Consider the following 20,392-nt stretch of genomic DNA (forward strand, 5'->3'; position numbering starts at 1 on the left):
CGCTCGTTACTAAGGTTAGCGTGCTGAACAGATGAGCATTGCCAGCTGACTTTGAGCGGATCAGGGAGTGCGATGGCCAACTCGAGCAAAAAAATGAGCCTCATGGGACTGACGACACTGGTGACGGTGAACATGATGGGGTCAGGCATCATCTTGTTGCCAACGAACATGGCCCAACTTGGCGCTGTGTCGTTGCTGTCATGGATCGTGACCGCTATCGGTTCCATGGCGATCGCCTACTGCTTTTCCCAGTGCGGTATCTTCTGCCCGCGGCCGGGAGGATTGTCCGCCTACACCGAAGAGGCGCACGCCAAATCCGGATTTTTCCTTTGTTCGTACCTGTACTTTCTTTCCCTGGCGATTGCCAACGTGGCCGTCGCGATTTCTGCGGTAGGCTACATGACGACTTTTCTGCCCTGGCTGGGCAGTGGCGCCGTTCCACTTTTCGTCGGTACGACGAGCCTGCTCTGGTTGACTACCGTGGCTAACTTTGGTGGGCCCGGCATTACCGGCAGGATCGGTGCAATAACCGTCTGGGGTGTCATCATCCCGGTCGCCGGCTTGAGCATCATCGGCTGGTTCTGGTTCAAACCTGATGTATTTGTAACCGCCTGGAACCCAAACAACTTGCCGATCCAAGACGCCATCAGCAAGGCCATACCCTTGACCCTGTGGGCGTTTCTAGGCATGGAATCGGCGGCCCAGGCTTCCGATACCGTGGAAAATCCCAAACACACCGTGCCGTTGGCCTGTCTGCTCGGTACGTTGGGCGCTGCCATTGTCTATGTACTGTCGACCACTGTCATTCAGGGCATCATCCCAAATACGGAACTGGCCAACGCCTCAGCCCCCTTTGCACTCGTCTACGCGCGAATGTTCAATCCCGTTGTCGGCAATATCATTATGGTGCTGGCGGTGGTGGCCTGTGTCGGTTCGCTGCTGGGCTGGCAGTTCACCTTGGCGCAAACTGCAAAGATGACTGCGGATGAGCGTATGTTTCCAGCAGTCTTCAGCAAGATCAGCGAACGTAACGCGCCCATTGTCGGCATGATTGTTTGCGCGGTGCTGCAGAGCCTGATGGCACTGTCGACCATTTCGCCCAATGCCAGCGCCCAATTTTCGAAGCTCGTCAGCCTGGCAGCCGTGACCAACCTGATCCCTTACGTGACGGCTGCCACCGGTCTGCTGGTCATGATGTACAAAGCCCGTGTCAGCGCTGGCATATATGCACGCAATACGCTGTTGTTACTGATCGCCGTGGCTTATTCGCTTTACGCCCTCTTCGCCTGCGGTAAGGACGCAGTGTTCGGTGGCGCCATCGTCCTTGCGTTCGGCTTCCTACTCTACGGCTTCCTCGCCAAACGTTTTGTCCAGGAAGTGCCCGCCGTAAATGACAGAACCGATAACGCGTAAGAGTCATCTCAGAGTGGCGTAGGTAATTGAATCTGGGGGCATCAGGACATGAATATCAAGACCGGCCACACCACTCAACTACTGTTAGCAAGCCTTCTGATTGTGGTAGCGCCACTCGCTGTTGCAAACACCCTCGAACGCGTTCAGGCGAGCAATAGCCTCACCCTCGGCTACCGGCCGGACTTTGCCCCCTTCAGCAGCCAGACCGGGGACAAGGTCAATGGCTACGCGATTGATCTATGTTTGAAAATCGCCGAGAAACTTAAAACCCAGTTAAGGTTGCCAGAGTTAAACGTGCGCTATCTGCCCGTAAAAACTAATGAAGAAATAGAGGCCGTCAGCTCGGGCAAAGTCGACATGCTGTGTACACCGACGCCCCCTACGCTGGTGCGACGCAAGTCCGTCAGTTACTCGATACCGATTTATACGGCAGGACTCTCGTCAGTGGTTCGCCAGGATGCACCTGAAGGATTGCTCAATGTGCTCAATGGCAAGGTTGCACATACCGGCCCAATTTGGCGGGCGACAATCAACGGTGGGTTGGCGAACGCGACCTTCGCCACAACTGCCGGTGGAGTCACCGAATCATGGATTCGTCAGCAAATGCAATCCCTGGGGATAATGTCAAGGCTGGTCACTGTAGAAAATACCGAAGCAGGCTTGAAACTGGTCGCCGACGGCAAAGCCGATGTGTTCTTTGCTGAACGCATGCTACTGAGCAACGTCCTCAGCTCCCGGAGCGCCGTAGAAAATCTGATGTTACTCGACCGTATATTTGAATACGCGCCCACCGCGATGGCTCTCGACCGAGATGACGAAAACTTCCGCCTGCTAGTCGATACAGCACTCAGCGAGATGTACCGTTCTGGCGAAATTGAACAGGCTTACGAAAAATACTTGGGAGGCATAAGCGATATAAGCAGAAGTCTGTTCAAGGTTTATGCGATTCCATGACGAACAAAGGAGTTGATCCACTGAAATGAGCGGACCGGCTCCGTATTCAACTCACGTAGCGGTATCGCTTGCCACTCATTGGAATCATCGAGAACTGCCGGCAGAGCCAGCCCCTCGCAGCGGGCACATTCTATTGCTGCCCGTCGTGAGAGGCAGAGACCGGCAGCGCACATCGACGAGACAGACGACAGACTGGGTATCCCCGCCTCTCTGAATAGCAGCACAGCACGCAGAGCGGCTTGAGAACGAGATCCAGATACAAAGAGCCCAGCACTCTGGCTGGGCTTCGATTATTTTCTGCATGCCATCATTTTATCGGCGAGCGTCTTGGCTCTTTCGATCAACAGGTTCTGCCGGTCTGCGTGAGTGGTCTCTCCTACAATCGGTGCCGTCAGATGGCTTTCCGCAATCAGCGCAGCACAGAAGTATTGATCCCAGACCCTTTGCTCCGACGCCTGTTTAACCACTTGGTCGGCGATCATATGCGGCTCCTTTTGACGAGGTAGCACCGCCATTTTACGCCTGAATCGCGGGCAGCCCCTGCCGTAACGGATAGCCGGCAAATGGCGTGATACCCGTCGAACCGTTCGAGCTTCCGGTGCTGTTTGGCCGCTATTTCACGCCAATATCTTCTGCAAAACGAAGCAGATAACCATCAGGGTCCAGGACCAGGAAGTTCCTCTGCCCGAATTGCCGATCATTGCTGCGGTACCAATGTTCTTCGACAGGTCTCCTGATCGCGCATCCGGCCTTCTCCAGTGCGCAAACCAAGGCAAAGGCATCCGGACATTCGATGGAAAGGTTCATGCCTCGGCCGCAGGGAGGCTCCAGGGGGCCCACACGCCAGGGCGAATCGTCATGCCAGTCCTGCTCCAGCATGATCTGGCTGTTGCCAAAGGAGAGAAAAGCAAACTTGTCTTCGGGGCGGTCGTACTCGACCCTGAAACCCAACACATCACAGTAGAAATGCAGACTCTGTTTCAGATCCGAAACAATCAGTTCCGGCACCAGGGCGTTCAACTTGAACATACTCTTGTATCCATTCAGTTCCTTGGCCGGCCAATTTACCCTGGTTATCTGTCATTGCTGGCTTATTTGGCGCCCGGCATCACCGATCATTGAACCTTCTGGTCGTTGCCAATCTTCTTGGCCCTTTCGATCCCCCATTCAAACGCATCTTCCATATCCAGGCCATCCGGGGCCAGGTCATGGTCTTCGACAATAACGCTGCCGTCGGGCTTGTAGATGCCGATGAACATCTTGAGCGAGCCATCTCTGAGGATCTCTGATCGCACCTTGATCCTGCACCCATTCGAAAGAGTTTCACTGTGATTCAAATGACGCTCAGTCATGGCTGCATCCCTCAGTTAATGAAGTTCGAGTAAGGCACAACCCGTTCATTCACGCCAGTCGGTGGCCCCCATCGAGGGTCGGAAACAACCGGCCAGATTTTTCCGAAGGCAATAAAAAGCCCCGCACAGTGGCGAGGCCGTTTTTGTATCTATAGGCGTTTCACCCGGCAGGTTTCAGTGGCGCCGGGGCGGCCATGACATAGCGGGACATCAGGTAGGCGACCAGGCCGCCCAGCGCCGCGCCAACTGCATCGGCCAGAAACAGCGCCAGTTGAGAGGCCGAATGCTGGTAGGCCCTGCACATCGCCACCCAGGCGTTTTCCATGAAGCCGGAAGCCCAGTCCCATCCACAGGGGTACACCATCAAGAAGGCCAGCCCGGCGAGGGTTATCCATCCGGACAACATGGACGGGGTCTGCGAGAAGACGAACCGGGCCAACTGGCAGATACCGACAAAGAACCAGGCTGCCAGCATACTTCTCATGAATTGATCGAATAACTCAAAAAAGGCCATGGCGCCCTACGCTGAAAAATCACCGAGCGATGATAGCCATTCGCGTCACCATAAAAAACCGGCGCAGTGGCTAATGCCAATCAGTTAAGCGATTGGCTCGACTGTAGGAGCAGCCGGTCGACGCTCGATTGCTCGCGATGATGGTGAACGATACCGCGTCTTTACTTGAGTAAACGCGGTGCTCTTGAGTCCATCGCGAGCAAGCTCGCTCCTACAAAAAGCCTTAACTGATCGGCATTAGGCGCAGTGGCCGGGTTTTCATCAATCGTGTAGCGGTGCCGGTGGGCGGTCCCAGTGCCAGCCGTCTTTATCGTCCAGGGGCCTGGCAGGCTCCTGCGCCCTCTTCCCCCACTCCGCCTGCGACCTGGACCAGGGCTTCCAGCAAGGCCTCGGTGTGGTTGATCGACTCCCGGATCTCATCGAAGGCATCCTCCAGATCGCGCACCTTCGCTGGCGCCGAAGCGCCGCACAGGGCTTGCTGGATCTGGAACTCATCCTGCTTGAATTGCAGGATATTGGCCCGCAGGCCTTCGATACGAAGGGACAGCTGCGAGATGTGGTGGCGGCGACGCTGAACCATTTCGGTTCTCCTTTATGGCCCTCTTACTTATTCAGATCGTTACGTGCCGGCAGATGTTCAGCAGTTCCTGACCAAAGGCACAGCCCCTCATGCCAATGACCAGGCCCTCAAGGCTTGCGGTCCAGTGCCACCAGCAAGGCCGCGTCCCGTCCGTAGATGTCCGGGGCATAGGACAGCCGGCCATGGCTGTCGGCTTGCGCCGTCCAGTACGCGAGCAGGATGGGTACCGGCGTCGACAGCCTGAACTCATAAGTGAGCCCGGTGCTCAGCAACTCGTCGGTGCGCACCCGTTCCGCCGGGCTCACCAGCAGATCGCGCAACTGCAACGCATGCTCGACCCGCACGCAGCCCGAACTGAAGGCCCTTGGTCCCTTGTTGAACAGCGCCTGGCTGGGCGTGTCGTGCAGGTACACCGAGAACGGGTTGGGGAACCGGATCGCCATCTGCCCCAGCGGGTTTCTCGGCCCTGCGTCCTGGCGCAGGAGGATATTGCCGGGGTTGTCCCAGTCGATATTCTCCACGGACAAGGGGTGCCCCTCACTATCGAGCACCTGCAGGTTCTGTCGATTGAGGAAGGACAGGTCACGGCGAATTTCCGGCAGTTTGTCTTCACGGAAGATGGTCGGCGGCACCGTCCAGGTCGGGTTCAGGGTCAGGCGCGTGACCTGGGATTTCAGCAAGGGCGTCTGGCGCTCGGCACGCCCCACCTGGGTCCGGGTCTGCCACACCGGCACGCCGCCCTGATAGACGATCAACTGCGCCGCGGCCAGGTTCACCAGCAGGCTGTCGGGCTCCATGTCCTGCGCCAGCCAGCGAAAACGTTCGAGGTTGATGCGCAGCTGTTCGCGGCGCATCTGCGGGCTGATGTTCAGTTCATTCAAGGTCCCCGCGCCGACCACTCCGTCGGCTTGCAACGAATGGCTGAGCTGGAAGCTTTTCACCGCGTTCACCAGGTCGCCGCTGTAAAGGGTATCGCCCTCGTTGGCGAGGGTACTCAGGTACCCCTCCTTGAACAGCCGTTGCGCCAACTCCGGCACCCGCGCGTCCCGCATCTGCGGACGTAGCAGCGGCCCGCTGGGCAGCGGTTGCCAATGGGGCAACTCCAGCTGACGCTGCTGGGCATACAGCTGGCGCAGGTTCTGATAGTGCTCGAGGCTTGGCCGCGCCAGCGTGAAAGCCGCCGGGATGTCCTGCAAGCCGGGCCCGGCGATGGCGAGCACCTGCGCCTGGCGATCCAGGGGCAAGGGATGGGCGTGCCACATCGGCTCGAAACGGGCCTGCAACAGACGGCCGTAATGCAGGTCATGCAGGGCTTGCAGGTAATGCTGGCTGAAGCTCAGGTCGGCGCACAGCGCGTCGCCCGCGAGCGCGCTGGCCGGTGAACGGTAGTCGGCCGGGTCCAGGCCGTCGTCGGCCAGTTGCTGCAACTGTGCCTGCAACGCCTCCAAACGCGCGCGGGACGACCAGATCGGCTGGTCGCCCTGCTGTTGGTAAAAGGCCTGTAGCAGGCTCTGGGAGGGAATGTCCAGGTGTGCCGCCAACCCTGGACAGGCAGCGGACAATCGAGTGAATACCAGTTGCACAGGGTTCTCATGATCGACCGGTACATCCTGAGCAGTCGCGACCAACGGCGCAGCGAGCAGGAAAAGGCTCAAGTAACATGCGTGTTTTTTGAACAACTGCTTTACTCCAATCATGGCCATCATGGTGATGGTCAACCTCGGCAGTGGCTGCGAAATATCATCCAACCACCTGTAACCAGAACTGCCAGGAGAGCGACAGGACGTCAGGAGCCAAAGTGACTGTGGGGACATTCTAGAATGCTGACCTTCCTGTGCCGGTTCTGCCTGGCAATGACCACCCTAGGCGCGATCTGCAGCCCCGCGCTCGCCGCCAACAACACGACTCCGCGGCTTTACAACAGCCTCGCCCACGCCGCTCCAGAACTCAATCCCCAAGTGCTGAAAAGTGCCTTGAGCGCCATGCAATGCGCAGTCAACAGCGGCGCCAGGCAGGCCCGGCACCTGGCAGTCATCGACTATTCGCAACCTTCCACCGCCCGCCGCCTGTGGATCTTCGACCTGAATAAAAGAACCCTGGTGCTGCGCGACCTGGTCGCCCATGGGCAGAAATCCGGGGAAAACTTCGCCACCCAGTTTTCCAATCGCATGGGCAGCTTCCAGTCCAGCCTCGGCCTGTTTCGCACCCAGGAAAGTTATGAAGGCAGCCACGGCTATTCGCTGCGCATGGACGGCCTGGAGCCGGGCTTCAACGACCTCGCCCGCGATCGGGATATCGTGATTCATGCGGCCGACTATGTGAGCCCCCTGTGGAGCCAACGCCAAGGGCGCATCGGCCGCAGCCTGGGTTGCCCGGCCGTGCGGCCACAGGTGGCGCGCCAGGTGATCGATCGCCTCAAGGACGGCCAGTTCATGTTTTCCTGGTACCCCGACCAGCAATGGCTGAAATCCTCGCCCTATCTCAACTGCCAGCCACGCCAGGTGGCCAGCATTGTCGCCGCCAGCGGCGGCTAACCCGTTCGCCCCTCAACCGGCGGCTGAGGCCGCCGTTTCCGGCTCTTCGGGTATTTTGACGAAGATGCTGTATTTCGCCCCTTCCATCGCTTCGAAGGCAATGAGCTTGTCCACCAGCGGGCCGCTCAGCACCTTGCCGGCATTGAGCAGCAGCATGCCATTGTCGGCATTCAGGTTGCGCGCCAGGGTCATGCCGGCCGCCAGGTCTCGGGTGGTCAGGACCCTGACTGTCGGATCGGCCAGGGTGACATCGTTCTGATAGGCCGCGCAGACATTGACGAAGTCCTCCACCAGGTCCGGGTCGTAGAGTTTGCCGGCATATCTGCGAATGAACAGCAGCGCCTCATCGCTGTTCATCTGCCGTTCGAGTATCAAACCGCGTTGCAGCTCGATGAAGTCCACGGCCAGCTTGAGCCAGCGTGAGCCCAGCGGAATGGCCTCGCCCTTGAGATGATCGGGAAAACCGCTGCCATCCCAACGCTCCTGGTGATGCAGGATGATGCGCGCCGCGTCCTTCATCGGCTCCAGGGTCATCAACAGCGACTCGCTCTGTTTCGGGTAGGCCCGATACAGCTCGCGCTCGGTATGGTGCAGCAGGTCCGCCGGCGCGGTCATCATGCTGTCGGTCCAGCTCAGCTTGCCAATGTTGTACAGCGCGGCGGCCATGGTCATGTCGCGGCTTTCGGTTTCATCCAGGCCATGGGTGATGCAGTAGACGCGAATCAGTTCGATGATCTGCCGGTTGGTCTGCTTGGCCTTGGGCAAGCGCAGGTTCGCCAGCAGCGAAAATACCTCGGTGCCGGTCACATAGCTGCGCTTGAGCTCTTCATAGGCCAGATCGAGCATGTCGGCGGTCTGTTGCAGCTCGGCAGTGCGCGCCGCGACATGCTTTTCCAGGGTCGAGTTGAGGGTTTTCAACTGCTCGTTCTGCTGCCGGGTCAGTGCTTCCAGACGCTGGCGCTCGCTTTCGGAATGGTGATGGGCCAGGGCCTGGCGCAGTGTCACCAGCATGTCCTCGTCGTTCCAGGGCTTGCTGATATAACGATGGATCTGCCCTTCATTGATGGCCTTGGCGATCAAGGTCATGTCGGCATAACCCGTGAGCAGGATGCGCAGCGTCGATGGATAACGCTGATGGATATGGGCCAGCAAGGTCGCACCGTCCATGCCCGGCATGCGGGCATCACTCATGACCACGTCGACCGGCTGTTGTTCGAGGATTTCCAGGGCCCTGGTACCGCTGTCGGCCAACAGGATGTCGTAAGGCTGGCTGCGTAACAGCCGGCGAAGGCTATTGAGAATCGATTCTTCATCGTCGACCAGCAGTACCGTCGGTCTGTTCTGGGCTCCGCCCGCGGTATGTTCTTCCATGCTCCCCCTCCCCTTTGCCCTCGATCAGACCTGCCTTCTGGGACAGGCTAGATGACTTGTAGCGTTTCGGCATGAATTTGACGCCGGCCAATTAGCGCATGCAAGAGAGCCTGACTATGCTCAAGGCGAAAATGGACTGCATGTTCAGAGTGCAGGAAGGGAAGCCCGATGAGCCTATATACAAGGTCCCCGCACTGGGTTGGAGCACGACGATGATGGCGTCGGCAACCCGGATCAACCGGCGAATTCTGATCGTTGACGATACGGCGTCGATCCACGAGGACTTTCGCAAGATCCTCGCGTCCACGAATCCCCCCGAAGACCGCCTCAGCGACACCGAGGCCGCCCTGTTCGGTGCGCCCGTCAGTGCCTCGCTGGAGCATTTTTTCCTCGACTCGGCGTTTCAGGGCCGCGAAGCGCTGAGCATGGTGCAAGCCGCACTGGACCGCGATGCCCCCTATGCCATGGCGTTCATCGACATGCGCATGCCGCCCGGCTGGGACGGCCTGGAAACCATCGAGCGGCTGTGGCAGGTCGACCCCAAGCTGCAAATCGCCCTGTGCACTGCCTACTCCGACTACTCTTGGGAAGACATCGCCGAGCGCCTGCAACTGGGCGACCGCCTGCTGATCCTGAAAAAGCCCTTCGACGCCATCGAGATCCGCCAGATGGCCAGCGCCCTGACCGTCAAATGGCAGATGACCGAAGACGCCGAGCTGAAAATGGATCAGCTGGAACAGGCGGTCGAGGAACGCACCCGCGAACTGGCCGACGCCAACATCATCGTGCAGAACAGCCCCACCATTCTCTATCGCCTGCGCGGCGAACCGTCGTTCAGGTTGATATACATCTCCCACAACATCACCAAGTTCGGCCATGTGGCGGCGCAACTGGTGGCCTCGGACAATTGGGCCCAGACCCTGATCCACCCCGACGACCAGGCCAAGGTCGAGAGCGCCATGCTCCGGGTCCTCGACCGGGATGTGGCGGGAGCGTCCATCGAGTTCCGCATGCGCACCGGCAATGGCATCTTCCGCTGGGTGGAAAACCGCTACATCCCGGTGCGCAACGACCAGGGCCAATTGGTCGAAGTGGAAGGGATCATCCTCGACATCACCGAACGCAAGCTGGCCGAAGAAAAAATGGCCCTGATGGCCCGCACCGACAGCCTGACCGGGCTGGCCAACCGGGCCACCCTGATCGAGCGACTGCACCAGGCATTCGCCGCCGCCCGACGGGGAGCCTCGCCCTTCGCGATGTTCTACCTGGACCTGGACCACTTCAAGCGCATCAACGATACCCTCGGCCACCCCATCGGCGACCTGTTGTTGCAGGAAGTGGCCCGACGCATCAAGGCCTGCACCCGGGAAAACGATGTGGTGGCGCGCCTGGGTGGCGACGAATTCGCGATCCTGCAACTGGACATCGACGAGGCCACGCATTGCGCCGCGCTGGCGACGAAGATCCGCGACACCCTGGTGCTCCCCTACTCCCTGGAAGGCAACGAGGTGCGCATCTCGGTGAGCATCGGTATCAGCCTCTACAGCCCGCAGACCCTGAGCGCCGACAGCCTGATGGCGCAGTCGGACATGGCGCTGTATCGCTCCAAGGACAAGGGCCGCAACCAGTTCCATTTCCACAGCGAGGAAATCACCCGGGAAGTCACGGAGCGGGTGACCCTGGCCAATGACCTGAAACTGGCCCTGGAACGCGACGAACTGCACCTGCACTACCTGCCGGAGGTCGATCTCGGTACCGGCAGGATCCTCGGCATGGCGGCCCAGGTCCGTTGGCTCCACCCCCGGCGCGGCTGGCTCGAGGCCGAGGATTTCATGCCCGCGGCCGAGAAGACCGGCATCGTCATCGCCCTCGGTCATTGGCTGCTGGACCGGGCCTGTCGGCAGATGCGCGCCTGGCGCGACCAGAACGTGGCGCCGCCGCTGATTGCGATCCATTTGTCCCTGGTCCAGCTCAAGACAGGCCCGGAACTGATCTACGACGTATTGCGCACCACCGCGCGCTGGAACCTGTGCCCGTGGGACCTGAGATTCGACGTGACCGAGGGCACCCTGGCCCAGACCAAGTGGACTCACAACGACATCCTGCCCAGGCTGTGCGAGCTGGGCGTGAAGATCGCCATCGACGATTTCGGCACCGAGTACTCCTCGTTCGACTACCTCAAGACCTACAGGGTCAACCACCTCAAGCTCGCCCAGCGTTTTCTCGACAGCGCCAGCAACGATCCGGACAACGCCATGACCCTGCGAGCCATCCTCAACTTTGCCCGCGAGGTGGGTATCGGGGTTACCGCTGAAGGGGTGGAAACCCAGGAGCAGCGCACTACCCTGATATCCAGCGGCACGCCACTGGGGCACTCGCCCGGTACGGCAGTCGACAGCGACCAGGCTGGCGAACTGCTCAAGGCCAGGTCTGCCGCCGTGGATGGCAGCGCCTGGTCGGCGGACCCGACGTCGGAGAATTCCAGGTGAACCCTTTATCCGTGGCGCCCAATCGGCGGATTCTGATCATCGACGACACCCCGGCGATCCATCAGGACTTTCGCAAGATTCTCAGCCCCGAGGACGACGGGCTGCTGGGCAGCACCGAAGCCTTGCTGTTCGGCGTCAACAGCAAGCCCCATCAGCACTTCCAGCTCGACTCCGCCTACCAGGGCGAAGAAGCGGTGGAACTGGTCAAGCGCGCCCAGGCCGAAGGCCGGCCGTATGCCCTGGCCTTCATCGACATGCGCATGCCACCGGGCTGGGATGGCCTGCAGACCATCGAACATCTGTGGAAAACCGACCCGCAGTTGCAGATCGCCTTATGCACCGCGTTCTCCGATTACTCATGGGAAGCCATGGCCGAACGCATCGAATTCGGCGACCAGCTGTTGATCCTGAAAAAACCGTTCGACAGCCTGGAGATCCGCCAGATGGCCAGTGCCCTGACCTGGAAGTGGCAACTGGCGCAGGATGCGGCGAGCAAGATGCGCAACCTGGAACAGACCATCGAGGAACGGGTCCAGGAACTGCTGAGCGTGTCGCAGCTGCTGCATTACGATGTGCTCACCGGGCTGCCCAACAGCACCTTGCTGGGCGACCGCCTGACCCAGCATCTGTCCCAGTCGCGCCGTCATGAGCGAAAGCTGGCGGTGATGTTCATCGGCCTGGACCGCTTCAAACGCATCAACAATGCGCTCGGGCACCCGGCGGGAGACGAGATGCTCAAACTCGTCGCCCAGAGCCTGGCGACTACGGTGCGCAAAACCGACTCGGTGTTTCGCTACGGTTCGGACGAGTTCGTGGTGATTATTGGTGACATCCTGCACCCGCAGCAAACCCGAGGGGTGGCCGAAAAACTCCTGGCCGCCATCAACACCCCCCATTCCGTAGCGGGCCACGACCTGACGGTCACCGCCAGCCTGGGCATCAGCCTCTACCCCGACGACGGCGCCGATGCCGTAACGCTGATCAAGAAGGCCGAGACCGCCATGCGCAACGTCAAGGACAGCGGCCCCAACGACTTCAGCTTTTTCATCGACGACATGAACCTGCGCGCGCGCCAGCAGCAGACCCTGGAAACCGGCCTGCGCCTGGCGTTGCAGCGCGAAGAATTCGTCCTGCACTACCAGCCCAAGCTGGACCTGGCCCGGGGCACGGTGGTCGGCGCCGAGGCGCTGGTCCGCTGGAACCGGCCCGGCCATGGCTGGGTGTTCCCCTCGGACTTCATCCCGGTGGCCGAAGACAGCGGGCTGATCGTCGCCCTCAGCCAATGGGTATTGCGCCAAGCCTGCCTGCAATCCCAGGCCTGGCAAAAGCAGGGCTTGCCGCCCATCTGCATGTCGGTGAACGTGTCGGCCATCGATTTTCGCCAGCGCGACTACGTCGAGCGCCTCAGCCGTACACTGGCCGAGACTGGGCTCGACCCGAGTCTGCTGGAACTGGAAATCACCGAAAGCGTGCTGATGCAGAACGTCGACGCCACCATCGCCACGCTCCGCGCCATCAAGCAGCTGGGCGTGCGCCTGGCCATCGACGACTTTGGCACTGGCTACTCGAGCTTGAGTTACCTGCAAAAATTCCCGGTCGACGTGTTGAAGATCGACCAGTCGTTCGTGCGCGACCTGGGTACCGACAGCAACGACGCGAAACTGGTCGGCAGCATCATCGACCTGGGCAGGAGCCTGAACCTGAGCATCATCGCCGAAGGGGTCGAGACCCTCGAACAGCTGGACTTCCTCAAGCGCCACCATTGCGAGGAAGGCCAGGGCTTCTACTTCAGCAAAGCCGTGGAACCCGACGCTTTCGCCCGATTCCTGATCGACTCCCAGCGGCCTCACCTGCCCCATCCATGAAGTTGCGCCTGGTAAGGATACCGACCATGTCGTCACTCGCATTGCTCCTTTCGGCCAGCCTGCTGCTCGCTCCAGGCGCCGGGGCCGCACCATTGGAAGGACCGCTCAAACCCCTCCCCCCAGCACCGGCGCTGGACAGCAAGCGGGTCGAACTGGGGCGGCGATTGTTCAACGACCCGCGCCTGTCGGTGAACAACAGCCTGTCGTGCGCCAGTTGCCATCGCCTCGACAAAGGCGGTGCCGACACCGTCTCGCACTCCCTGGGTTTCGATGGCAAGCCCGTGGCGGTCAATACCCCGAGCGTGTTCAACGCCAGCCTGAACTTCCACCAGTTCTGGGACGGTCGGGTCGAAACCCTGGAAGACCAGGTGCATATCGTGGTGCAGAGCCCCAGTGAAATGGGCAGCGACTGGAAAGTCGTGGTGCAGCGCATTGCCGACGATCCGGCCTATCGCACCGCCTTCGCCGACGCCTACCCGGACGCCGTGACCCAGAGCAATATCCAGGGCGCCCTGGCCGACTACGAGCGCACCCTGCTCAGTACCAACTCGCGCTTCGACCAGTACCTGGCGGGCAACACCGAGATCCTCGACATCGAGGAAAAGTATGGCTACCAACGCTTTCAGGAATACGGCTGCATCGCCTGTCACCAGGGGGTGAATATCGGCGGCAACATGTTCCAGAAATTCGGTGTGCTCGGCGACTACTTCGCGGCCCGGGGCAATCCGACCGAGGTCGACCTGGGGCGGTTCAACGTCACGGGCGAAGAAGAAGACCGCAATGTGTTCAAGGTGCCGAGCCTGCGTAACGTCGCGGTCACCGCGCCGTACTTCCACGATGGTTCGCAAGCCACCCTCGAAGATGCGGTGGCAGTGATGTTCAAGTACCAGTTGGGGCGTACGCCGTCCGAGGAAGACAAACGCCTGATCGTCAAGTTCCTCAAGACCCTGACCGGCGAGTGGGAAGGCAAACCCTTATGAAAGTATCCCGTCGCGTGAGCATCCTGCTGCTATCCGCCCTCGCGGTCCTGCTGGCTTCGATCCTGTTGTTTCTCTACCTCAAGTCCAGGTCCGACCAGACCGTGACCTATACCGAATCCCGCGACCTGATCCGCCAGATCAAGCAGCAGGATTCGCTGTGGGAGAACGAAATACTCAAGGCCAGGGTGGCCATCACCCACAACTACGATCCGCTGGTTTCACCGCTGGGCAAAATGACGCGCCTGTGGCAGAAATTCGACTCGATGGAGGCACAGAACCGGCGCAACGACTCGCCGCTGTGGCGCAACGCCCATGACGGCTACCTGAACGCCATAAAGGAAAAGACCCGGCTGGTGGAGCAGTTCAAGTCGCACAACTCCGTGCTGCGCAACTCCCTGGCCTTCCTGCCGACCGCCGAGGACGACATCCAGCAGGAGCTGACCCAACTCCACGACGCGGACAAACTGCAGCTGCAGAACATCGCCACCGATACCTACGACCTGTTGCTCAGCAGCCTGGAGTTCGCCCAGGTTACCTCCGACGACAAGGCCGCGGACATTCTGGTGGGGCTGAACAAACTGCAGGTAAACAAGGAACGGCTGCCGGCGGAATTTCATGACCCCATCGATAATCTCAGTAATCACATTTCGTTGATCCTGCGCGAGCAACCCAAGGTCAACCGCCTGCTCGAGGAAATAGAAGCAGTGCCGGTCGACGAACGCCTGGACGACATCACCGTCCTGCTCAACCGCGACCAGCAGCAGGCCGAGGTCGTTGACCAGCAGTACCATTTCTACCTGCTGCTGTTTTCCTCGCTGCTGGTGCTGCTGCTGATCTGGCTGGGCATCCGCCTGATCCGCAGCTTTGCCGAGATCAACCAGATGAACCGGGCCCTGGTGGCCGCCAACGACGAACTCGAGCAAAGGGTCGAAGAGCGCACGCGCCAGCTCAAGGACACCCAGAGCGAGCTGCTCGACACCGCCCGCCAGGCCGGCATGGCGGAAATCGCGACCAACGTCCTGCACAACGTCGGCAACGTGCTCAATAGCGTGAACATCTCCGCCGAACTGGTCAGCCGCAAACTGCGCAACAGCAAGGCCCAGGGGTTGGGCAAGGCGATGCAACTGATCAACGAGCACAAAGGGGACCTGGGCAGCTTTCTCACCGAGGACGAAAAGGGCAAGTTGCTGCCCGGCTACCTGAACCAGCTGGTCGAGGCCATCGACCTGGAACAGCAAGGCATGACCGAGGAGCTGACCCAACTGAGCAAAAGCGTCGATCACATCAAGGACATCGTCGCCACCCAGCAATCCTACGCGGGCGCCAGCAGCCTGCTGGAACCCCTGTCGGTCAGCGAACTGCTCGAAGACGCGCTGCGCATGAATTCCGGCGCCCTCACCCGCCACCATGTGACCGTGCACAAGAATTACGCCGATGTGCCACGGATCATGGGCGACAAGCACCGCCTGCTGCTGATCCTGATCAACCTGATCAGCAACGCCAAGTACGCCATGTCCGACCTGTCCAATCAGGAACGCAACATGACCCTGGGCGTGGCGGTGGTCGACGGCGAGGCCCTGCAGATCAGCGTGCGCGACGAAGGCGAAGGCATCGCCCCGGAAAACATGACCCGCATCTTCGCCCACGGCTTCACCACCCGTAAGGAAGGCCACGGGTTCGGCCTGCACAGTTGTGCGCTGGCGGCCATCGAGATGAATGGCCACCTGACCGCCCACAGCGACGGTCCGGGCAAAGGTGCGCTGTTCGTCCTGCAGATCCCCCTGATACCCGCCGAAGGTGAGTCATGAACAACCCGATAAACCGGCGCGTCCTGCTGATCGACGACACCCCTGCGATCCACGACGACTTCCGCAAGATCCTCACCCCCAAGACCGGCGACAGCGCCGACCTCGATGCGATGGAAAGCGCGCTGTTCGGCAGTGCGCCGAAAACCGCCGCCACGGTGTTCGAACTGGACTCGGCCTACGGTGGCCAGGAAGGCCTGGGCAAACTGCTGGAGGCGGCGAGCAAGGGGCAGCCCTATGCCCTGGCCTTCGTCGACATGCGCATGCCCGATGGCTGGGATGGCGCGCAAACCATCGAAGAGTTGTGGAAACACGACCCACTGCTGCAGGTGGTGGTGTGCACCGCCTATTCCGACTATTCCTGGGACGAGTTGCTCGATCGCCTGAACGGTCATGACCGCCTGCTGATCCTGAAAAAGCCCTTCGACAATATCGAAGTCCAGCAAATGGCCAACACCCTCACCACTAAATGGGAGATGACCTTGCGGGCGCAGCTGCAGATGAGCGAGCTGGAAGAACGGGTGGAGCAACGCACCCTGGCGTTCAAGCAGGCCAGCGCCGCGCTGCAACGGGAAATCGATGAGCGCAAGCTGCTGGAAAGCCAGCTGGTGCAATCGGAAAAGCTCGCCTCCCTGGGCCAGTTGGCTGCCGGGGTCGCCCATGAAATCAACAACCCGATCGGCTTCATTTCCTCCAACCTCGGCGCCCTGGACAACTACTTCAAGCGCCTGCGGGAAATGCTCGAGGCTTACGGCAATGCCGAAACCGGGATCGGTGCCAGCGAGTTGCGCGATCAGTTGAAACAGCTGCGCACGGACATCGAGCTGGATTTCCTCCTCGAGGACATTCCGCTGCTGATCAAGGAGTCCAAGGACGGTATCGGCCGGGTCAGCCAGATCGTCAAGGACCTCAAGGACTTTTCCCGGGTCGATTCGACGCAGGAGTGGCAATGGGCGAACCTGCAACAGGGCATCGACTCGACCCTGAACATCGTCGCTGCCGAGATCAAGTACAAGGCCGACGTGATCAAGGAGTACGCCGAACTGCCGGAGGTCGAGTGCCTGCCTTCGCAGATCAACCAGGTGGTGATGAACCTGATCGTCAACGCCGCCCAGGCCATGGGCAACGAACGGGGCACCATTACCCTGCGCAACGGTGTCGAGGGCGAGAACGTGTGGATCGAAGTGGCCGACAACGGCTCGGGCATCCCGCCGGACAACCTGCAGAAGATCTTCGACCCGTTCTTCACCACCAAGCCCGTGGGCCAGGGCACGGGGCTGGGGCTGTCGCTGTCCTACGGCATCGTCAAGAAACACCGCGGCGACATCTCGGTGCACAGCGAGGTCGGTGTCGGCACCACCTTCCGCGTCGAGCTTCCGGTGCACCAGAGCAGAAAGGCCGGCTGAACGACCCGCGCGCGACCGCCTCTAGCACGGTGGGTCAGGCAAGCCGCTATCGCGGGCAAGCCTCGCACCTACAGGGACCGTGCGTGCCGCGGGCCCGATCTCTTGTATGATGGCGCGCTTCAAGAAGGGGTCGCGGATTTCGTCTTGCCAATGACCACCGGAGCAAATCCGGCCTGACGCCTTCAGGGCACACAGCGCTTCCCCCGTCTTAAACAGCACGATGCTTTCCCGAGCGCGCCTGGGCCTCCGTGCCTGGTATTCGCCGGGGCCGGGATCGCCATCGTCGAGGAGCTTTTCATGGATATGCTTTACCGGGCCTCCCGCCAGGGGCTGCCCGCCCCGCGGTTCGCGCGCAATCTGCTGGGCCTGCTGCTGGCCGGTGCCGCCCCCGTGACCCAGGCCGCCGAAACCGAACTGCCGGCGCTGACCGTGACCGGCGAAGACCGCTCCGGTTATCAGGCCAGCAGCGCCGCGGCCGGTGGTTTCGAGGCCGCTCCCCTGCTCGACACGCCAGCCTCGATTGCGGTGATCAACGAGGACCTGATCAAGGACCAGCAGGCCCGCCTGCTCAGCGAGGTGCTGAAGAACGACGCCTCGGTCGGCGAAAGCTACGCGCCGGTCGGCTACTACGAGAACTTCACGGTACGCGGCTTCTCCCTGAACGCCGCCAGCAGCTACCGGATCAACGGCCGCAGCATCACCGGCGAGCAGAACGTCGGCCTGGAAAACAAGCAGCAGGTGGAATTGCTCAAGGGGCTGAACGGCCTGCAGGGCGGCGTCAGCGAACCCGGCGGGCTGATCAACTACGTGACCAAGCGCCCCACCGACGTGCGCTCGGTCACGGTCTCCACCGACGATCGCGGCAGCGGCTATGTGGCCACCGATGTCGGTGGCTGGTTCGGCAGCGAGCAGCAGTTCGGGCTGCGCGCCAACCTGGCCCACGAGGACATCCACTCCTACGTCGAACACACCAATGGCCAGCGCGACTTCGCGTCCCTGGCCTTCGATTGGAACATCAGCCCGGATGCCCTGCTGCAACTGGATGTCGAGTACCAGACCAAGGAGCAGCGCTCGGCCCCGGGCTATCAGTTGCTCGGCGGCTCCAGCCTGCCGCACCACGCCTCGCCGAAAAAACTCCTGGCGCACCAGAGCGGCTCGAAGCCGGTCAGCACCGACGCGTTGAACCTCAACGGTAACTTCGAATACCGCTTCAACGATCAGTGGAAGGGCAACCTCAGCGCCTCGCGCAGCCGGGTGGTGATCGACGACTACAGCGCGTTCGCCTGGGGCTGCTATGGCGCCGCCAGTTGCGCCGGCACAGCGGTACCCAATCACTTCAGCCCCGAGGGCGACTACGACCTCTACGACTTCCGCAGCCCCGACGATACCCGGCGCAACGATGAGGTGCAGGCCGTCCTCAGCGGCAACTTCGACACCGCCGGCCTGGGTCACGAACTCAGCGTCGGGACCAGCGCTTTGCGCCGCGTGGTGGACAAGCGCGACCCGATCAACCAGATGATCGGCAGTGCCAACATCAATGGTGAGCCAGCGGATTTCGCCCGTTACGACGGACCGCTCAACGATGCCTATCGCCGCCTGGACAGCCGCCAGTACGGGTTGTTCTTCAACGACCGGATCAGCTTCAACGAACACTGGCAGACCGTGCTCGGCGGGCGCGAAGTACGCCTGAACGAGGAAACCTTCGACAGCCAAGGCGACACCACCCGCCACACCCAGCGTTATGTGTTCCTGCCCCAGGCCGCGCTGATCTACAAGCCGGTGCAGAACCTGGCGTTGTACACCCGCTACAGCAAGGGCCTGTCCCTGGGCGGTGAAGCACCGTGGTTCGCCAGCAATGCCTTCGAGATCCTCGCGCCCACCGTGTCGCGGCAGATCGAAGCCGGTATCAAATACGACTGGCAGCGCATCAGCCTGGCCGCGGCGCTGTTCCAGATCCGCCAGGCCTACCAGTATTCCCGGCCGAATGGCGACGGCACCTTCACCTTCACCCAGCAGGGCGAACAGAAGAACACCGGGCTGGAACTCTCGGCCAATGGCTGGGCCACCCAGCGCTTGCAGGTCTCGGCCAGTGTCGCGGCGATCCGCGCCCGGGTCACTGGCAGCGACACTCCGGAGTATGAAGGTCACCAGGCGCTCAACGTGCCGACCCTGCGCGCCAACCTCTACGGCGACTACGCCCTGCCCTGGCTCGATGGCCTGGCGCTGCTCGGCGGGGTGCAGTACAGCGGTCGCAAGTACGCCAACCGCGAAGGTGAGGTGCAGACCGGCAGCTATGCCGTGTTCAACATCGGCAGCCGCTACAGCACCCGCATCGACGGTTACGACACCGTGTTCCGGCTGACCGTGGACAACCTGTTCGACAAGCGCTACTGGCGTGACGCCGGTGAATACATGGGCGATGGCTACCTGTTCCAGGGCGCGCCCCTGACCGCGCGGTTGAGCGCCTCGATCAACTTCTGATCGAGGCCAGCCCTACTGGAAGGCGTCGACCAGGACGTCGAAGATCATCCGATTCGACGCCCTGACCAGTAGCAGATCGGAACCCGCGCGCCACCACTGGTAGCCGTCATAACGTGGCAACTGCTGGACCAGCCTGGAGTTCAAGCGTCGCGCTTGCTGCACAGGCAACGTCCTGCCCCGGCGCAGGTTCTGCCTGGCGTCCGCCGGCAGGGCCGCGGTCGGGCTCCAGTCCCGCCTAGAAGCCTGCAACAGCGTTTTCACCTGGTAGTAGTTGACCACGGGAAGACGCTCCCAATTCGCATGATCGTTGGAGTACCGGGCGTTCGCCTGCGCGCCGGGCGCAGCGTCGGCATCCAGCGGGATCGACAGCAGAATCGAGACGATCGAGATTAAACAGCCAGCTCTGAACATCGCCTTCTCCAGGCATCATTGCGTCGAGCTTATGGAAAGGGATTTCCCGGCAATAGTTCCCGGGCAGGCGTGACCTGGATGTTTCGGTCAGCAAGGCGCCATGGGCGCAAGGCAGGGTCGCAGGACGCGAGGGCAAAGGCGCTTGAGCCCGCCGCACAAACAAAAACGCCGCTCCTGGGAGCGGCGTTTTTTTTACCTGGAACGGACAGCGGGTGCCAGGTATTGGCCACACCCGAC

General features: G+C 61.1%; 17 protein-coding genes. 9 read left to right on the forward strand and 8 right to left on the reverse strand.

Translation table 11 applies throughout. From position 1 onward, the window contains the following. The first annotated feature begins 72 nt into the window (after window positions 1-72). Together potE and IF690_RS18590 are read left to right on the forward strand one after the other, a co-directional pair. The gene (gene potE / locus IF690_RS18585) at window positions 73-1,413 is read left to right on the forward strand and encodes a putrescine-ornithine antiporter (RefSeq protein WP_202696858.1); all 1,341 of its coding nucleotides are present in this window, start codon (window positions 73-75) and stop codon (window positions 1,411-1,413) included. Window positions 1,414-1,461: 48 nt separating this feature from the next. Then, complete coding sequence (locus tag IF690_RS18590; RefSeq protein WP_202696859.1) at window positions 1,462-2,367, forward strand: amino acid ABC transporter substrate-binding protein; 906 nt, start codon at window positions 1,462-1,464, stop codon at window positions 2,365-2,367. Window positions 2,368-2,657: 290 nt separating this feature from the next. On the opposite strand, the gene IF690_RS18595 is transcribed toward IF690_RS18590, so the two are convergent. The 6 genes from IF690_RS18595 to IF690_RS18620 all read right to left on the reverse strand — a co-directional run bounded on the left by IF690_RS18595 (window position 2,658) and on the right by IF690_RS18620 (window position 6,492). After that, complete coding sequence (locus IF690_RS18595) at window positions 2,658-2,849, reverse strand: hypothetical protein (protein WP_202696860.1); 192 nt, start codon at window positions 2,847-2,849, stop codon at window positions 2,658-2,660. 130 nt (window positions 2,850-2,979) lie between these two features. Continuing rightward, complete coding sequence (locus tag IF690_RS18600) at window positions 2,980-3,396, reverse strand: bleomycin resistance protein (protein WP_202696861.1); 417 nt, start codon at window positions 3,394-3,396, stop codon at window positions 2,980-2,982. Window positions 3,397-3,482: 86 nt separating this feature from the next. Further along, entirely contained in the window at window positions 3,483-3,719 is a 237-nt protein-coding gene (locus tag IF690_RS18605) for a hypothetical protein (protein ID WP_202696862.1), read from the reverse strand. A gap of 160 nt (window positions 3,720-3,879) precedes the next feature. Then, complete coding sequence (locus IF690_RS18610) at window positions 3,880-4,203, reverse strand: hypothetical protein (protein ID WP_202696863.1); 324 nt, start codon at window positions 4,201-4,203, stop codon at window positions 3,880-3,882. Between the two features lie 337 nt (window positions 4,204-4,540). Continuing rightward, window positions 4,541-4,813 carry a hypothetical protein gene (locus IF690_RS18615; protein WP_202696864.1) on the reverse strand — a complete coding sequence of 91 codons (273 nt, stop codon included), beginning with the start codon at window positions 4,811-4,813 and terminating at the stop codon, window positions 4,541-4,543. A gap of 107 nt (window positions 4,814-4,920) precedes the next feature. After that, window positions 4,921-6,492: a L,D-transpeptidase family protein gene (locus IF690_RS18620; protein ID WP_202696865.1), complete on the reverse strand. Its 1,572-nt coding sequence runs from the start codon at window positions 6,490-6,492 to the stop codon at window positions 4,921-4,923. Window positions 6,493-6,633: 141 nt separating this feature from the next. Here IF690_RS18620 and IF690_RS18625 point away from each other — a divergent pair, with 141 nt between their 5' ends. Further along, window positions 6,634-7,347, forward strand: a complete 714-nt coding sequence (locus IF690_RS18625) for a murein L,D-transpeptidase catalytic domain family protein (protein ID WP_202696866.1) — start codon at window positions 6,634-6,636, stop codon at window positions 7,345-7,347. A gap of 12 nt (window positions 7,348-7,359) precedes the next feature. On the opposite strand, the gene nosR is transcribed toward IF690_RS18625, so the two are convergent. Further along, window positions 7,360-8,718 (reverse strand): response regulator c-di-GMP phosphodiesterase, NosR family, encoded by a 1,359-nt coding sequence (gene nosR, locus IF690_RS18630; RefSeq protein ID WP_202696867.1) that lies wholly within the window; start codon window positions 8,716-8,718, stop codon window positions 7,360-7,362. A gap of 212 nt (window positions 8,719-8,930) precedes the next feature. Between nosR and IF690_RS18635 the strand changes: the two genes are divergently transcribed. The 6 genes from IF690_RS18635 to IF690_RS18660 all read left to right on the forward strand — a co-directional run bounded on the left by IF690_RS18635 (window position 8,931) and on the right by IF690_RS18660 (window position 19,744). After that, window positions 8,931-11,207 carry a GGDEF/EAL domain-containing response regulator gene (locus tag IF690_RS18635; protein WP_202696868.1) on the forward strand — a complete coding sequence of 759 codons (2,277 nt, stop codon included), beginning with the start codon at window positions 8,931-8,933 and terminating at the stop codon, window positions 11,205-11,207. Continuing rightward, window positions 11,204-13,072, forward strand: a complete 1,869-nt coding sequence (locus IF690_RS18640; RefSeq protein ID WP_202696869.1) for a GGDEF and EAL domain-containing protein — start codon at window positions 11,204-11,206, stop codon at window positions 13,070-13,072. Before IF690_RS18635 ends, IF690_RS18640 begins: the two co-directional genes overlap by 4 nt. Window positions 13,073-13,098: 26 nt before the next feature. After that, entirely contained in the window at window positions 13,099-14,052 is a 954-nt protein-coding gene (locus IF690_RS18645) for a cytochrome-c peroxidase (protein WP_202696870.1), read from the forward strand. Beyond that, window positions 14,049-15,860: a DAHL domain-containing sensor histidine kinase gene (locus IF690_RS18650; RefSeq protein WP_202696871.1), complete on the forward strand. Its 1,812-nt coding sequence runs from the start codon at window positions 14,049-14,051 to the stop codon at window positions 15,858-15,860. Before IF690_RS18645 ends, IF690_RS18650 begins: the two co-directional genes overlap by 4 nt. Beyond that, window positions 15,857-17,263, forward strand: a complete 1,407-nt coding sequence (locus tag IF690_RS18655; protein ID WP_202696872.1) for an ATP-binding protein — start codon at window positions 15,857-15,859, stop codon at window positions 17,261-17,263. The genes IF690_RS18650 and IF690_RS18655 overlap by 4 nt, the downstream gene beginning before the upstream one ends. A gap of 297 nt (window positions 17,264-17,560) precedes the next feature. Then, window positions 17,561-19,744, forward strand: coding sequence for a TonB-dependent siderophore receptor (locus IF690_RS18660; protein WP_202696873.1), 2,184 nt, complete (start codon window positions 17,561-17,563; stop codon window positions 19,742-19,744). Window positions 19,745-19,756: 12 nt separating this feature from the next. On the opposite strand, the gene IF690_RS18665 is transcribed toward IF690_RS18660, so the two are convergent. Then, the gene (locus IF690_RS18665; RefSeq protein ID WP_202696874.1) at window positions 19,757-20,155 is read right to left on the reverse strand and encodes a hypothetical protein; all 399 of its coding nucleotides are present in this window, start codon (window positions 20,153-20,155) and stop codon (window positions 19,757-19,759) included. Window positions 20,156-20,392 lie beyond the last annotated feature (237 nt).

It is taken from the genome of Pseudomonas sp. SK3(2021) (assembly GCF_016772375.1).
In the GTDB taxonomy this organism is placed as follows: Bacteria; Pseudomonadota; Gammaproteobacteria; order Pseudomonadales; family Pseudomonadaceae; genus Aquipseudomonas; species Aquipseudomonas chlororaphis_I.

Coding starts and splice junctions, on each gene's coding strand:
- potE (WP_202696858.1), top strand. CDS start 73: ATGGCCAACTCGAGCAAAAAAATGAGCCTCATGGGACTGACGACACTG.
- IF690_RS18590 (WP_202696859.1), top strand. CDS start 1,462: ATGAATATCAAGACCGGCCACACCACTCAACTACTGTTAGCAAGCCTT.
- IF690_RS18595 (WP_202696860.1), bottom strand. CDS start 2,849: ATGATCGCCGACCAAGTGGTTAAACAGGCGTCGGAGCAAAGGGTCTGG.
- IF690_RS18600 (WP_202696861.1), bottom strand. CDS start 3,396: ATGTTCAAGTTGAACGCCCTGGTGCCGGAACTGATTGTTTCGGATCTG.
- IF690_RS18605 (WP_202696862.1), bottom strand. CDS start 3,719: ATGACTGAGCGTCATTTGAATCACAGTGAAACTCTTTCGAATGGGTGC.
- IF690_RS18610 (WP_202696863.1), bottom strand. CDS start 4,203: ATGAGAAGTATGCTGGCAGCCTGGTTCTTTGTCGGTATCTGCCAGTTG.
- IF690_RS18615 (WP_202696864.1), bottom strand. CDS start 4,813: ATGGTTCAGCGTCGCCGCCACCACATCTCGCAGCTGTCCCTTCGTATC.
- IF690_RS18625 (WP_202696866.1), top strand. CDS start 6,634: ATGCTGACCTTCCTGTGCCGGTTCTGCCTGGCAATGACCACCCTAGGC.
- nosR (WP_202696867.1), bottom strand. CDS start 8,718: ATGGAAGAACATACCGCGGGCGGAGCCCAGAACAGACCGACGGTACTG.
- IF690_RS18635 (WP_202696868.1), top strand. CDS start 8,931: ATGATGGCGTCGGCAACCCGGATCAACCGGCGAATTCTGATCGTTGAC.
- IF690_RS18645 (WP_202696870.1), top strand. CDS start 13,099: ATGTCGTCACTCGCATTGCTCCTTTCGGCCAGCCTGCTGCTCGCTCCA.
- IF690_RS18650 (WP_202696871.1), top strand. CDS start 14,049: ATGAAAGTATCCCGTCGCGTGAGCATCCTGCTGCTATCCGCCCTCGCG.
- IF690_RS18655 (WP_202696872.1), top strand. CDS start 15,857: ATGAACAACCCGATAAACCGGCGCGTCCTGCTGATCGACGACACCCCT.
- IF690_RS18660 (WP_202696873.1), top strand. CDS start 17,561: ATGGATATGCTTTACCGGGCCTCCCGCCAGGGGCTGCCCGCCCCGCGG.
- IF690_RS18665 (WP_202696874.1), bottom strand. CDS start 20,155: ATGTTCAGAGCTGGCTGTTTAATCTCGATCGTCTCGATTCTGCTGTCG.